Origin of the sequence: Streptomyces peucetius (genome assembly GCF_025854275.1) — a bacterium.
GTDB lineage: Bacteria > Actinomycetota > Actinomycetes > Streptomycetales > Streptomycetaceae > Streptomyces > Streptomyces peucetius_A.
In genome coordinates, this window is record NZ_CP107567.1 from 7206677 (window position 1) to 7220180 (window position 13504).

Consider the following 13504-nt stretch of genomic DNA (forward strand, 5'->3'; position numbering starts at 1 on the left):
CCCCGAGCGTCGGGTGCTCCAGGGCCCGCCGGTCCAACCGGCGGGCCGACGCCGTGTCTGAGCCTTGCGGGGGTGTCTGCGCCATGCGCTACGCAGCGTCACCGAACGGCCCTGGAGACATCACCGATTACTCACCGTCAACCGATCCACCGCCACCCCCGCTGCTTGCTTCGGCCAGATACGCCAGGTGCAGCAGGATCCCGTGCGCACGCAGTCGCGGGCCCAGTAGCCGGAGCACCGCCCCGGTGACACCCCGGCACGTTCCCCGAGCCGACCTGAGAACCCCTAAGCGGCGTCGCGCAGCAGTTCCGTCAGGTCCTCGTCGAGGCCCAGATACAGGTGCTCGCACCCCGCCGGGACCAGCTCGTGCACCCGCTCGAGGAAACGCCGCAGCTCCCCGGTGCGGATGTGCACCATGGCCATGCCCTCCGGGGCGTGGAACTCCAGCACCGTCCGGTCGTAGCCGTACGGCCGCACCCGCACGTCACCGAGACCGGCGGGCTCGTGGAACCCCTCCGCGAGCAACTCCCGCGAGAACGCCCAGGACACGTCCGTACCCTCCAGGGTCGCCGGGCCGGGGAAGTCGATCCGCACGGCGAAAGGGTCCCGCGGGTCGTAGTGCAGCGTCGCCGGGACGGACTCCATCTGGGGCGCGGAGGCGACGAGTCGGGCCTGGACGGCCTGCTCGATGACGGTGGACAAAGGTCCGCTCCTTCGATTGCGGCTCGACGGATCCTGTGGCGCAGGTTCTGCTGACACCACAGAAGACGTCGGAACGAGTGGTTCCGTGCACCGTCGTGAAGCGTGACATGTGTCACCGCCCGCCCCCGGCGGTGTGTTCCGGCCGCCTACGCACCCTGGACGCCCTCCGGCGGCTGGGCTAGCTTCCAGCGCCATGACGTCCAACGGGGAGACGAGAAGAACGGTGTCCGTGGGGTTGTGCGCGGCTGCCGTGGCGGCCGTGCTGGCCGGCCCGGCCCAGGCGGCGCCGGTCACGGAGCCTACGGCGAAGGCCCACACCCCGGGCTGGAGCCTGAAGGACACCGGGACGGACGTGCGGCTGCGCGGGCTGGCGCCGGTGAGCCGGACGACCGCGTGGGTCGCGGGCTCCAGGGGCACCGTGCTGCGCACGGACGACGGCGGCCGCAGCTGGCTCGACGTGTCGCCGCCCGGCGCCGAGGGGCTCGAGTTCCGTGACGTCGAGGCGTTCGACTCCCGGCGCGCCGTGGTCCTGGCCATCGGCGAGGGAGAGGCGTCGCGGCTGCTGCGCACCGAGGACGGCGGGGCGACCTGGACCGAGTCGTTCCGCAATACCGACCCCAGGGCGTTCTACGACTGCGTCACGTTCTTCGACAGGCGCCACGGTCTGGCCATGAGCGACCCGGTGGACGGCAAGTACCGCATCCTGTCCACCGCCGACGGCGGCCGGTCGTGGCGGGTGCTGCCCGACGCCGGTATGCCGCCCGCCCTCCCCGGTGAGGCGGGCTTCGCCGCGAGCGGGCAGTGCCTCGTCAGCTCCGGGCCCAAGGACGTCTGGCTGGCCACCGGCGGCGGTGCGACGGCGCGCGTCCTGCACTCCGCCGACCGGGGCCTGAACTGGTCCGTCGCCGAGTCCACGATCCCGGCCGGCGATCCGGCCCGGGGCGTCTTCGCGCTGGCGTTCCGCGACCGGACGAACGGCCTCGCCGTCGGCGGTGATTACCGCCCCGACCAGCCCTCGCCCCGGGCCGCGGCCGTCACACGGGACGGCGGCCGCAGCTGGCGGCAGGCGAAGAACCCGCCGGCCGCGTACCGCTCCGGCGTGGCCTGGCTGCCGCACAGCAGGTCCGCCGCGCTCGCCGTCGGCCCCACCGGGACGGATCTCACGACCGACGGCGGCCGCAGCTGGCGCACGGTCGACACCGGCTCGTTCGACACCGTCGACTGCACGCCCGACTTCGGCTGCTGGGCGTCGGGCGAGAAGGGCCGGGTCGCGCGGCTGGAGTTCTGATCTCCCGACGGGCCCTCAGGAAGCCGGCTGCTGCCGGTAGGGAGCCAGCTCGGGGGCGGTCTTCGTCGCGATGAACTCCGTGATCCGGTACGTGCACACCGCGCCGGTGATGAAGGGGTCGGTCGCCGCGATCTTCTCGATCCGCGCGCGATCGTCCCCGACGGCCAGGATGATTCCGCCGTCGCGCGGCTTCTTGCGGCCCGACGCGATGAAGACGCCCTCTTCGTAGAGTGCGTCCAGCCACACCACATGGGCTTCCATGAGCGGTTCGACACGCTCGACCGGCGCGGTGTAGGTCAGTTCCATCACAAACATGATCGCCAGGCTACCCGGCGGCCGGACCGACAGGATCCGGCCGACTGTCGCGCGGTGGATCCAGTCTCATGTGTTGGCCGCTGTTACAGAAGCGTCCTTGTCGGCACGTGATTCGATGGCGGGGGAAGAAGTCTCGCAACTGATGCTTTGCGGCTGCGCGCCGTGCATACGGATGCGGCCCTTTCCTGCGGCTTTGGCCTCGTACATCACCAGGTCGGCGTTGTGCAGGAGTTCGCCCGGTGTGATCCCTGGAGTGGCTACCGCGATACCGATGGAAGCCGCTACCACCGCATGGGTACCGCCGATGCGGTACGGCTTCATAAGAGCGGACAAGATCCGCTCCGCTACTTCCCTGGTCCGGGAAGGGCATGCTCCCGCGTCTCCCTCCAGCAGCGCGGCGAATTCGTCGCCGCCCAGGCGGGCGACCGTGTCCGCCGCCCGTACAGATGCCTGGAGCCGACGGGCAGCCTGTACGAGCAGGTCATCACCTGCCGCGTGACCGGCCGAGTCGTTGACGGCCTTGAAGCCGTCCAGGTCCAGGAAGATCACCGCAGGCGGGGTGGCGTCGGCGGTCCGCTTCTGCAGCGCATGCTTGACCCTGTCGATGAATAACGCGCGGTTGGGCAGGCCTGTCAACGCGTCGTGGAATGCCAGGTGCTGGAGTTGTGCCTGCAATGTCACTCGCTCAGTGACATCGCGACTGTTGAAGATCAGCCCGTCTGTGTGGTGGCTGACTGTCGACTCGACGTGGCGCCACTGCCCATCCATTGCTCGAATCCGAAACGCAAGGCAGCGGCCCGGGCCGCACGTACCTGACTCGGCTTCCTGCCGCAGCGTCTCGACAGCTTGCATCAGTGGCGCCACGTCGTCGGGGTGGGTGTACAGGGGCAGGCGAGCGCCTACGAGCTCCTCAGGGCGGTATCCGAAGACCTCATGGACGGCCGGGCTGATGTAGAGCACGCGACCATCCAGACCGACGATGGTGATCACGTCGCTCGAGCCATCGACCAGTTTGCGGTAATGGGCCTCACGGGCTGCCGCCTCTCGAGTGAGCTGCAGGTGGTCGGCGTGAGCAACGCCTTGCCGGGCGCTGAGCCCGAGAAGCACAGAACCTGTCAGGGCGAGCATCACAACATCGGGGTGGCCACCAGCCAGTACGTGCGCAGCCATGGCGAGAACGCAGACGACCACGGGTACGAAGGCCACGACCACCCCGGCGACAGGCATCTCCCGCCGGTCGGCTCCCATAATGCTGGCACCGCCGGGCAGCCACGGCACGAGGGCCACGAGGAATGATCCGGCCATCGAACAGACCGCCGCGAGAGGAATCCCGGACCACACGCCCGGAGCGGGCAACAGGATGCGCAGAACGTCGCTCATGGCCAAAACGGAGAGGGCCACGGCCGCCACAGTGACCGCGGTGCGCTCTCCGGATCTCCGGCTGAAACGCAAGGCGACCAGTAGCCCCAGGATGAGGACGTCCGTCGTCACGCGGGCGAGAGCCAGCAGCGAATACGATACGTCACCGCCTTTGTCGACGCGATGCAACAGAAGCACCCAGCTCAGCGTGAGCAGCGATGCTGCGGTCATCGAGCCGTCCAGGAGCCGCCGTAGCCAGATCAGGGTCGTGCAGCCGTCCGCGGCTGCCACGACCAGTCCGGCGACACCCAACCCCAGACAAATGACGATCCCGGCGGTTGCGAGCAGTTCGACCATGGACTGGAGAACGCCGGCAAAGTGTGCCTGCGCTGTGCGGGGTTGCCCGGCCAAAAGGTGGTGAAGACCGCCTGCTGCCGCCGAAACCGCGAGCAGCACCAGGCGCAGGCGCACCCTTCCCATGACCGTTCGGGCGCGTGCATAGATGGAGAGTGCGGCTACCGCGTGCGCAGATGCCACCCCTATGCCTGCCCCCAGCAGCGCTGCCACGGTGAGGCACCCCCCCACGGCCACGGCAGCCACGAAGCCCACGCCCAGGGCCTCGCACGCTCCTGCCCCGTGCAGCCGGCCGATACGGGCGGCGTGGGTCGAACCGCCTCGACCGGCCGATCCTGGCACCATGCGAACCTCCCGGAGTCACCCGGCTCAGGAGGGCAGCAGACACAAGCCCCTTGGAAATCGCGAGTGCGATAAAAGGGTAGGACGATCCACCGACCAACGCACGTGCCGCCTGGGGGCTTCACCTGAAATAACGACAGCATCCCTGTGCCGCTGACGCGGTGGGATCGAACTGGTAGGGAAGACAATGCCGCTCCTCGTCAACCAGTGCCGTGGCGAATCGTTCCTCGTGGCATCACCGCCACACAATGAACGTTCTCCCGGGGGTAGTAGGGGCACGCCCCTTATGGTGGGCGCATCATGAAGATCGTCGAAGCGCCCGCCGGCTGGCCCGTGAACGAGGAACAGGCCCTGGCCGTCCAGGACGAACTGCGTGGCCGCGTCGTCCTGGACGAGCCGGGCCCGCCGGTCGGCACCGGGCTGGTGGCCGGCGTCGACGTGGCGTACGACGACGAGCGCGACGTCGTCGCCGCGGCGGCGGTCGTGCTGGACGCGGCGACGCTGACCGTGGTCGAAGAGGCCACGGCGATCGGCCGGATCACCTTCCCCTACGTGCCCGGGCTGCTCGCGTTCCGCGAGATCCCGACGGTGCTGGCCGCGCTCGGGACCCTCACCTCGGACCCCGGCCTCGTCGTCTGCGACGGATACGGCCGGGCGCACCCCCGGCGCTTCGGGCTGGCCAGCCATCTGGGAGTGCTGACCGGGCTGCCGGCCATCGGCGTCGCCAAGAACCCGTTCGTCTTCACCTACGGACAACTCGGTGCCGAGCGGGGCGACTTCGCTGCCCTGGTCGCCGACGACGGGGAAGAGGTCGGCCGCGCGCTGCGTACGCAGCAGGGCGTGAAGCCCGTGTTCGTCTCCGCCGGGCACAGGGTCACGCTCGACGCGGCCTGCGCCCACACACTGCGGCTGGCACCTGGGTTCCGCGTCCCGGAGACGACACGGCGTGCCGACGCCCTGTGCCGGCGGGCGCTCGCGGAGGCGACGGGCGGGTGACGGGCCCGGGTCCGGCGTACGTACCGAGCGGGGCCCGTCACGGGGGTCGCGGGGCGCCCGCTCGCGGTCAGGCGGCCTTGCCGCTGTCGACCGCCGCCGAGTATCCGAAGGCCTTCACGGCCTGGTAGTACGTCCACGCAGTCGAGTTGCAGGCAGTGCGTGTGCCGCCGGAGTACCTGTTGCACACGCGCTTCAGGTCCTCGTAGAACGCCGAGTCCAGTCTGGACTTGTGGGCGTCGAAGCGGCCGACGGCCTTGTAGTTCCGGTAACCGAAGTCGTGGCGTGCGCATGACATCTTGAAAGGGAAGCCGAACGGGTTGTCCGGCGACGAAGAGCAGTAGTCCGTGGACCAGTTGAAGCCGTAGGCGCTCCACGCGCCCTGGTTGGCCCGGGCGGCGGCCCAGGCGTTGTAGCTGGAGGCGCTGGTCTGGGTCCAGGAGCTGAGCACCTGGAGCTTGTCGGCGGGGGCGGCGGCTGCCGAGCCGGCGGGGATCAGTGCGGCGGGCAATGCCAGTACGGCGGACACGAGCGGCAGGGCGAAACGGCGACGCATGCAGAACCTCCATGTGCGGAACGGGGGTTGGTGCGCCACGTGGCCTGTCCACGGGCAGGTCCAGAGTCCCGCTATACGCGCGTCCTGCACAGCCTTTGCGTCACATGCAACGGATGAAATCCTGGTGTCGTCCAGCCGAGAACCCACCGCTCGGTGGACAAGAGCGAGCACACCGGCACAGGACGGATGGATGCCCGCACCGGCAAGCGGCGTCCACGCCGGCGTGCCCCGGCGCAAGAGCGGTCCACAGTCGGGGGCCCTGCGCGGCCCCACGCGGCGCGTACCGCCGGGGCCGGAGGAGGCGGCCGCTACCCGGAGTGCGCCACCCGGAAGCGCAGGCCCGCCCGCTGAAGCCGCGTCAGCAGCGCGTCGCCCATCGCCACCGCCGGCGTCACCTGGCCCGACGTCCTCGGCAGCGCGTCGGCCGCGAGGCACATCGCCGACTCCGCGAGGATCTTCGCCGTCTCGTCGTAGCCCGGGTCCCCGCCCGTGACCTCGGTGAAGACACGGCGGCCGCCGCCCTCGCCGACGAAGCGGACGGAGAACCAGCTCTCCGCGCGGCGCTTCGCACTGGGGCCGTCACCCGGGGCGTAACGGCTCATCAGCCACCGCCGGGCGGCCGGGAGCTGGGCGACGGCGAAGCCCGCGCCGACGGCGGCCGGACCGGCGAGGGCCATCGGCAGAGTCTTGACCGCCGCGTAGTGGCGGTAGCGGAAGTCGGGGCCGTAGCGTTCGAGCGCGCGGGCCGAACGGGCCACGATCTGCGGGTCGATGGTGGGCAGCGGAAGCGCCCAGGCCCCGATCTCGGGGCTGAAGCGGGGACCGCCGAGGGGGGACCGGGCGCGACGGCCGACGAGGCGCGGCTCGTGCAGGCGGCGTTCCCGTGCCGCGCGCAGCGACTCGCGCCCGCGGCCCATCGCGTTGAGCGCGGAGGCCAGCGTCCCCCCGGAGAACATGGCGTTGGAGCGGACGAAGCCGTCGACGGTGAGTGGCACCCCCTCGGGCAGCTGCCGGACGGTGAAGTACACGCCCAGGTCGTGCGGCACCGAGTCGAACCCGCACGCGTGCACGAGCCGTGCGCCCGTCTCCCGGGCCCGCGCGTCGTGCCGCACGTACATCAGGTCGACGAACTCGGGCTCACCGGTCAGGTCGGCGTAGTCCGTACCGGCCTCGGCGCACGCGGCGACCAGGCCCTCGCCGTACCAGACGTACGGGCCGACCGTCGTGGCCACGACACGCGTGGATCCGGCGAGCTCCCGCAGTGAGGCGGCGTCCGCCGCGTCGGCCTCGATCAGGGGCAGGGCGGCGCACTCGGGGTCGATGACCGCCAGCCGCTCCCGCAGCTCCTCGAGCTTGTCGCGGCTGCGCCCGGCGAGGGCCCAGCGGCAGCCCTCGGGCGCGTGCCGCGCGAGGTACTCGGCGGTGAGCGCGCCGACGAATCCGGTCGCCCCGAAGAGCACGATGTCGTACGGGCGCTGCGCGCGATCCGTCCCGTTGTGGCTGTTCACTGGCTCCTCCGCCGTCAGGCCGTCCGGCGGATCAGGGCCGGCGGCCCCTGCCCCACGCCGATGTCGGTGGCTGAGGCTAGCGCGCGACGCGGCCGTGCAGAAGATCCGTTTCCCTTCGGTGATCCGCAGGCGTCCCATCGGTGATCCGCAGGGCTGCCCGCGGTGATCGGCTGGGCTCCCCGCGGTGATCCGGAGGTGCCGTACCAGGGGGCCGTACAGGCGATCACGGCGTGTCGCTCAGCTCTAAGCGCTTGCTCGGCCGAAACCCTTGTGCGGCTCGGAACGCGTTCTTATCATCACTGGTGTTACATCAGTTGTGTCACATAGCTGCTGGGGGCTGGATGACGGCGTCAGGGAACGGCCCGCTGGCCGGGGTGCGCGTGGTGGAGCTGGCCGGCATCGGGCCCGGCCCGTTCGCCGCGATGCTCCTCGGCGACCTCGGGGCCGATGTCGTACGGATCGACCGTCCCGGCGGCGCCGGGCTCGCCATCGACCCGGCGTACGACCTCACCAACCGCAACAAACGCTCGGTGCTGATCGACCTCAAGTCCGAGGACGGCCCCGGCCACGTCCTCGACCTGGCCGAACGCGCGGACGTGCTCATCGAGGGATACCGCCCCGGCGTCGCCGAGCGGCTCGGTGTGGGCCCCGACGCCTGCCTCGCCCGCAACCCGCGCCTGGTCTACGGGCGGATGACCGGCTGGGGCCAGCAGGGGCCGCTGGCCCAGCGGGCCGGTCACGACATCGCGTACATCGCACTGACCGGCACCCTCTCCATGATCGGCAAGGCCGAGGAGCCGCCCGTCGTCCCCGCCAACCTCGTCGGCGACTACGCGGGCGGATCGCTCTACCTGGTCATCGGCGTGCTCGCGGCGCTCCAGCACGCCCGCGCGGAGGGCGGCGCCGGCCAGGTCGTCGACGCCGCCATCGTCGACGGCGCCGCGCATCTCGCCACCATGATCCACGGCATGATGGCCGCCGGCGGCTGGCAGGACCGCCGCGGCGCCAACCTCCTCGACGGCGGCTGCCCCTTCTACGGCACCTACGAGACGTCCGACGGGCACTCCATGGCGGTCGGTGCGCTGGAGCAGCAGTTCTACGACGAGTTCGTCGACCGGCTCGGCATCAGGGACGACATCCCGGCCCGCAAGGACTTCGCTCGCTGGGGCGAGCTGCGCCAGGCGGTCGCCGACCGGTTCAGGTCCCGCACCCGCGCCGAGTGGACCGCCGTCTTCGAGGACTCCGACGCCTGCGTGGCGCCCGTGCTGTCCCTGCGGGAGGCCCCCGCACATCCGCACCTCGCCGCCCGCGGCACCTTCACCGACCACGGCGGCATCACCCAGCCCGCGCCGGCGCCCCGCTTCTCCGCGACCCCCGGGGCCGTGACCCGCGGGCCCGCCATGCCCGGCGCGGACACCGGGGAGGTCGCCCGCGACTGGGACGTGCACCTGACTGTTCCCGAGGAGGACCGTTGAAGCGCCGGATCTTCACCGCCGAGCACGAGGCGTTCCGCGAAACCGTCCGCACCTTCCTCACCAAGGAGGTGCAGCCGCACTACGAGCAGTGGGAGAAGGACGGCATCGTCAGCCGCGAGGCGTGGCTGGCGGCGGGCCGCCAGGGCCTCCTCGGCCTCGCCGTGCCCGAGGAGTACGGCGGCGGAGGCAACGACGACTTCCGCTACGCGGCCGTGCTGCACGAGGAGTTCACCCGGGCCGGTGCGCCGGGCCTCGCCATCGGCCTGCACAACGACATCATCGGCCCCTACCTCACCTCGCTCGCCACCGACGAGCAGAAGCGGCGCTGGCTGCCGGGCTTCTGCAGCGGCGAGACCATCACCGCGATCGCGATGACCGAGCCGGGCGCGGGCTCCGACCTCCAGGGCATCCGCACAACCGCCGAGGACCGCGGTGACCACTGGCTGCTGAACGGCTCCAAGACCTTCATCTCCAACGGCATCCTCGCCGACCTGGTCGTCGTCGTCGCGAGGACGACCCCGCAGGGAGGCGCGCACGGACTGTCGCTGCTGGTCGTCGAGCGCGGCACGGAGGGCTTCGAACGCGGCCGCAACCTCGACAAGATCGGCCAGAAGTCCCAGGACACCGCCGAGCTGTTCTTCAACGACGTCCGCGTCCCCAAGGACAACCTCCTCGGCGAGCGGGGCGGCGCGTTCATCCATCTGATGACCAACCTCGCCCAGGAGCGGATGGCGATAGCCGTCGCCGGGATCGCCGCCGCCGAGCACCTGCTGGAGATCACCACCGAGTACGTCAAGGAGCGCGAGGCGTTCGGCCGGCCGCTCGCCAAGCTCCAGCACATCCGCTTCGAGATCGCGGAGCTGGCCACCGAGTGCGCCGTCACCCGCGCCTTCCTCGACCGCTGCATCGAGGACCACGCGAAGGGCGAACTGGACGCCGTCCACGCCTCGATGGCCAAGTGGTGGGCCACCGAACTCCAGAAACGCGCCGCCGACCGCTGTCTCCAGCTCCACGGCGGGTACGGCTACATGAACGAGTACCGCGTCGCCCGGGCCTTCACCGACGGACGCATCCAGACCATCTACGGCGGTACGACCGAGATCATGAAGGAGATCATCGGCCGTTCCCTCCTTGGCCAAACCTCCCGAAAGGCTTAACTGGTGAGCACCGAAGCGTACGTGTACGACGCGATCCGCACCCCGCGCGGACGCGGCAAGGCGAACGGAGCCCTGCACGGCACCAAGCCCATCGACCTCGTCGTCGGACTGATCCACGAGATCCGGGCCCGCTTCCCGGACCTCGACGCGGCCGCGATCGACGACATCGTGCTCGGTGTCGTCGGCCCGGTCGGCGACCAGGGCTCCGACATCGCCCGGATCGCGGCCATCGCCGCCGGACTGCCCGACACCGTCGCCGGCGTACAGGAGAACCGCTTCTGTGCCTCGGGCCTGGAGGCGGTCAACCTGGCCGCCATGAAGATCCGTTCCGGCTGGGAGGACCTCGTCCTCGCCGGTGGCGTCGAGTCGATGTCCCGGGTGCCGATGGCCTCCGACGGCGGCGCCTGGTTCGCCGACCCGATGACCAACTTCGAGACGAACTTCGTCCCCCAGGGCATCGGGGCCGACCTGATCGCCACCCTCGGCGGCTGGTCGCGGCGCGACGTCGACGAGTACGCGGCGATGTCGCAGGAGCGGGCCGCCACGGCGTGGAAGGACGGCCGCTTCGAGCGCTCCGTCGTCCCCGTCCGCGACCGCAACGGCCTCGTCGTCCTCGACCACGACGAGCACATGCGGCCCGGCACCACCGCCGACTCCCTCGCCTCCCTCAAGCCCTCCTTCGCCGGCATCGGCGACCTCGGCGGCTTCGACGCCGTCGCCCTTCAGAAGTACCACTGGGTCGAGAAGATCGACCACGTCCACCACGCGGGCAACTCCTCCGGCATCGTCGACGGCGCCGCCCTCGTCGCCATCGGCTCCAAGGAGGCCGGTGAGCGGAACGGCCTGAGGCCGCGCGCCCGGATCGTGTCCGCCGCCGTCTCCGGCTCCGAGCCGACCATCATGCTCACCGGTCCCGCGCCCGCCACCCGCAAGGCGCTCGCCAAGGCCGGGCTGACCATCGACGACATCGACCTCGTCGAGATCAACGAGGCCTTCGCCGGCGTCGTCCTGCGCTTCGCCCAGGACATGGGCCTGTCCCTGGACAAGGTCAACGTCAACGGCGGCGCGATCGCCATGGGCCACCCGCTGGGCGCGACCGGGGCGATGATCCTCGGCACCCTCATCGACGAACTGGAGCGCCAGGACAAGCGGTACGGCCTCGCCACCCTGTGCGTGGGCGGCGGCATGGGCATCGCCACCGTCGTCGAGCGTCTCTGACACCCGTCCTCTTCCGCCCTTCGCCTTACGGAGCAGCCACCACCATGAGCGAGCCCACCACCATCCGCTGGGAACAGGACGAGACCGGCGTCGTCACCCTCGTCCTCGACGACCCGAACCAGTCCGCCAACACCATGAACCAGGCCTTCAAGGCCTCGATCACCGCGATCGCCGACCGGGTGGAGGCCGAACAGGACTCCATCCGCGGCATCGTCTTCACCTCCGCCAAGAAGACCTTCTTCGCGGGCGGCGACCTCAAGGAGATGATCCAGGCAGGGCCCGACGACGCACAGTTCGTCTTCGAGGCGGGCATGGGCATCAAACGCGCCCTGCGCCGCATCGAGACCATCGGCAAGCCCGTCGTCGCCGCCATCAACGGCGCGGCCCTCGGCGGCGGTTACGAGATCGCCCTCGCCTGCCACCACCGCATCGCGCTCGACGCGCCCGGTTCCAAGATCGGTCTGCCCGAGGTCACCCTCGGCCTGCTCCCGGCCGGCGGCGGCGTCACCCGCACCGTACGGCTCATGGGCATCGCCGACGCCCTGCTGAAGGTACTGCTCCAGGGCACCCAGTACAGCCCGGCGCGGGCGCTGGAGAACGGCCTGGTCCACGAAGTGGCCACCACCGAGAAGGAGATGCTCGCGAAGGCCCGTGCCTTCATCGACGCCAACCCCGCCTCGCAGCAGCCGTGGGACGTCAAGGGCTACAAGATCCCCGGCGGCACCCCGTCCAACCCGAAGTTCGCCGCCAACCTCCCCGCGTTCCCCGCGAACCTGCGCAAGCAGACCGCGGGCGCCCCCTACCCGGCGCCGCGCAACATCCTCGCGGCCGCCGTCGAGGGCTCCCAGGTCGACTTCGAGACCGCACAGGTCATCGAGGCCCGCTACTTCACCGAGCTGGTCACCGGCGCGATCGCCAAGAACATGATGCAGGCGTTCTTCTTCGACCTGCAGGCCGTCAACGCCGGCCGCAGCCGCCCGCAGGGCGTCGAGCCGCGTCCCGTGCGCAAGGTCGCCGTCCTCGGCGCCGGCATGATGGGCGCGGGCATCGCGTACTCCTGCGCCCGCGCCGGGATGGACGTCGTCCTCAAGGACGTCACCGCCGAGGCCGCCGCCAAGGGCAAGGGCTACTCGGAGAACCTGTGCGCCAAGGCCGTGTCCCGGGGACGCACCACCCAGGAGAAGGCCGACGCGCTGCTCGCCCGGATCACGCCGACCGCCGAAGCCGCCGATCTCGCGGGCTGTGACGCCGTGATCGAGGCCGTCTTCGAGGACACGGCGCTCAAGCACAAGGTCTTCCAGGAGATCCAGGACGTCGTCGAGCCCGACGCGCTGCTCTGCTCCAACACCTCCACCCTCCCCATCACCGTCCTCGCCGAAGGAGTCTCGCGGCCGGACGACTTCATCGGGCTGCACTTCTTCTCGCCCGTCGACAAGATGCCGCTGGTGGAGATCATCAAGGGCGAGCGCACCGGCGACGAAGCGCTGGCCCGCGCCTTCGACCTGGTCCGGCAGATCAACAAGACGCCGATCGTCGTCAACGACTCCCGCGGCTTCTTCACCTCCCGCGTCATCGGCCAGTTCATCAACGAGGGCGTCGCGATGGTCGGCGAGGGCGTCGACCCCGTCTCCGTCGAGCAGGCGGCCGCGCAGGCCGGCTACCCGGCGAAGGTGCTGTCCCTGATGGACGAGCTGACCCTCACCCTGCCGCGGAAGATCCGCAACGAGACGAAGCGGGCGGTCGAGGAGGCGGGCGGCACGTGGGCCGGCCACCCCTCCGACACGGTGATCGACCGGATGGTCGACGAGTTCGGCCGCACCGGCCGCAGCGGCGGCGCGGGCTTCTACGACTACGACGAGGACGGCAGGCGCACCGGCCTGTGGCCGGGCCTGCGCGAGCACTTCACTCGCGAGGACGCCGACGTCCCCTTCGACGACATGAAGGAGCGGATGCTCTTCTCCGAGGCGCTGGACACCGTCCGCTGCCTCGAGGAGAACGTCCTCACCTCGGTCGCCGACGCGAACATCGGCTCCATCATGGGCATCGGCTTCCCGGCGTGGACGGGCGGGGCCCTGCAGTACATCAACGGCTACGAGGGCGGCCCGGCCGGCTTCCTGGCCCGCGCCCGTGAGCTGGCGGAGCGCTACGGCGAGCGCTTCCAGCCGCCCGCGCTGCTGGTGGAGAAGGCCGAGCGCGGCGAGGTGTTCACCGACGCGTGACGGACGCCCGGGTGGCGG

General features: G+C 70.7%; 11 protein-coding genes. 6 read left to right on the forward strand and 5 right to left on the reverse strand.

Annotated features, from left to right (window positions below; translation table 11 throughout):
* Positions 1-285: 285 nt before the first annotated feature.
* Positions 286-702, reverse strand: a complete 417-nt coding sequence (locus OGH68_RS32535; protein ID WP_264248981.1) for an SsgA family sporulation/cell division regulator — start codon at positions 700-702, stop codon at positions 286-288.
* Positions 703-895: 193 nt separating this feature from the next.
* On the opposite strand from OGH68_RS32535, the gene OGH68_RS32540 reads away from it, so the two are divergent.
* Positions 896-1990, forward strand: a complete 1095-nt coding sequence (locus OGH68_RS32540; protein WP_264248982.1) for a WD40/YVTN/BNR-like repeat-containing protein — start codon at positions 896-898, stop codon at positions 1988-1990.
* 15 nt (positions 1991-2005) lie between these two features.
* Here the strand turns inward: OGH68_RS32540 and OGH68_RS32545 are convergent, their stop codons facing one another.
* Together OGH68_RS32545 and OGH68_RS32550 are read right to left on the reverse strand one after the other, a co-directional pair.
* Positions 2006-2305, reverse strand: coding sequence for a YciI family protein (locus tag OGH68_RS32545; protein WP_264248983.1), 300 nt, complete (start codon positions 2303-2305; stop codon positions 2006-2008).
* Between the two features lie 66 nt (positions 2306-2371).
* Positions 2372-4231: a sensor domain-containing diguanylate cyclase gene (locus tag OGH68_RS32550; RefSeq protein ID WP_264248984.1), complete on the reverse strand. Its 1860-nt coding sequence runs from the start codon at positions 4229-4231 to the stop codon at positions 2372-2374.
* A 429-nt stretch (positions 4232-4660) separates the two neighbouring features.
* On the opposite strand from OGH68_RS32550, the gene OGH68_RS32555 reads away from it, so the two are divergent.
* Complete coding sequence (locus OGH68_RS32555; RefSeq protein ID WP_264248985.1) at positions 4661-5356, forward strand: endonuclease V; 696 nt, start codon at positions 4661-4663, stop codon at positions 5354-5356.
* A gap of 67 nt (positions 5357-5423) precedes the next feature.
* Here the strand turns inward: OGH68_RS32555 and OGH68_RS32560 are convergent, their stop codons facing one another.
* Together OGH68_RS32560 and OGH68_RS32565 are read right to left on the reverse strand one after the other, a co-directional pair.
* Positions 5424-5909: a phospholipase gene (locus OGH68_RS32560; RefSeq protein WP_264248986.1), complete on the reverse strand. Its 486-nt coding sequence runs from the start codon at positions 5907-5909 to the stop codon at positions 5424-5426.
* Positions 5910-6217: 308 nt separating this feature from the next.
* Positions 6218-7417 (reverse strand): saccharopine dehydrogenase family protein, encoded by a 1200-nt coding sequence (locus OGH68_RS32565; protein WP_264248987.1) that lies wholly within the window; start codon positions 7415-7417, stop codon positions 6218-6220.
* Positions 7418-7758: 341 nt separating this feature from the next.
* Between OGH68_RS32565 and OGH68_RS32570 the strand changes: the two genes are divergently transcribed.
* Genes OGH68_RS32570 through OGH68_RS32585 form a run of 4 tightly spaced genes read left to right on the forward strand, consistent with a single transcriptional unit; the run spans position 7759 to position 13486 of the window.
* Positions 7759-8892, forward strand: a complete 1134-nt coding sequence (locus tag OGH68_RS32570; protein ID WP_264248988.1) for a CaiB/BaiF CoA transferase family protein — start codon at positions 7759-7761, stop codon at positions 8890-8892.
* Positions 8889-10049 (forward strand): acyl-CoA dehydrogenase family protein, encoded by a 1161-nt coding sequence (locus OGH68_RS32575; protein ID WP_264248989.1) that lies wholly within the window; start codon positions 8889-8891, stop codon positions 10047-10049. The genes OGH68_RS32570 and OGH68_RS32575 overlap by 4 nt, the downstream gene beginning before the upstream one ends.
* Before the next feature lie 3 nt (positions 10050-10052).
* Complete coding sequence (locus OGH68_RS32580) at positions 10053-11267, forward strand: acetyl-CoA C-acetyltransferase (protein ID WP_264248990.1); 1215 nt, start codon at positions 10053-10055, stop codon at positions 11265-11267.
* Positions 11268-11311: 44 nt separating this feature from the next.
* The gene (locus tag OGH68_RS32585; RefSeq protein WP_264248992.1) at positions 11312-13486 is read left to right on the forward strand and encodes a 3-hydroxyacyl-CoA dehydrogenase NAD-binding domain-containing protein; all 2175 of its coding nucleotides are present in this window, start codon (positions 11312-11314) and stop codon (positions 13484-13486) included.
* The last annotated feature ends 18 nt before the right edge of the window (positions 13487-13504 follow it).

What these genes read in the sequence shown, in the direction of transcription:
- OGH68_RS32540 (WP_264248982.1), top strand. Translation starts at nt 896, where the DNA reads ATGACGTCCAACGGGGAGACGAGAAGAACGGTGTCCGTGGGGTTGTGC.
- OGH68_RS32545 (WP_264248983.1), bottom strand. Translation starts at nt 2,305, where the DNA reads ATGTTTGTGATGGAACTGACCTACACCGCGCCGGTCGAGCGTGTCGAA.
- OGH68_RS32555 (WP_264248985.1), top strand. Translation starts at nt 4,661, where the DNA reads ATGAAGATCGTCGAAGCGCCCGCCGGCTGGCCCGTGAACGAGGAACAG.
- OGH68_RS32560 (WP_264248986.1), bottom strand. Translation starts at nt 5,909, where the DNA reads ATGCGTCGCCGTTTCGCCCTGCCGCTCGTGTCCGCCGTACTGGCATTG.
- OGH68_RS32570 (WP_264248988.1), top strand. Translation starts at nt 7,759, where the DNA reads ATGACGGCGTCAGGGAACGGCCCGCTGGCCGGGGTGCGCGTGGTGGAG.
- OGH68_RS32585 (WP_264248992.1), top strand. Translation starts at nt 11,312, where the DNA reads ATGAGCGAGCCCACCACCATCCGCTGGGAACAGGACGAGACCGGCGTC.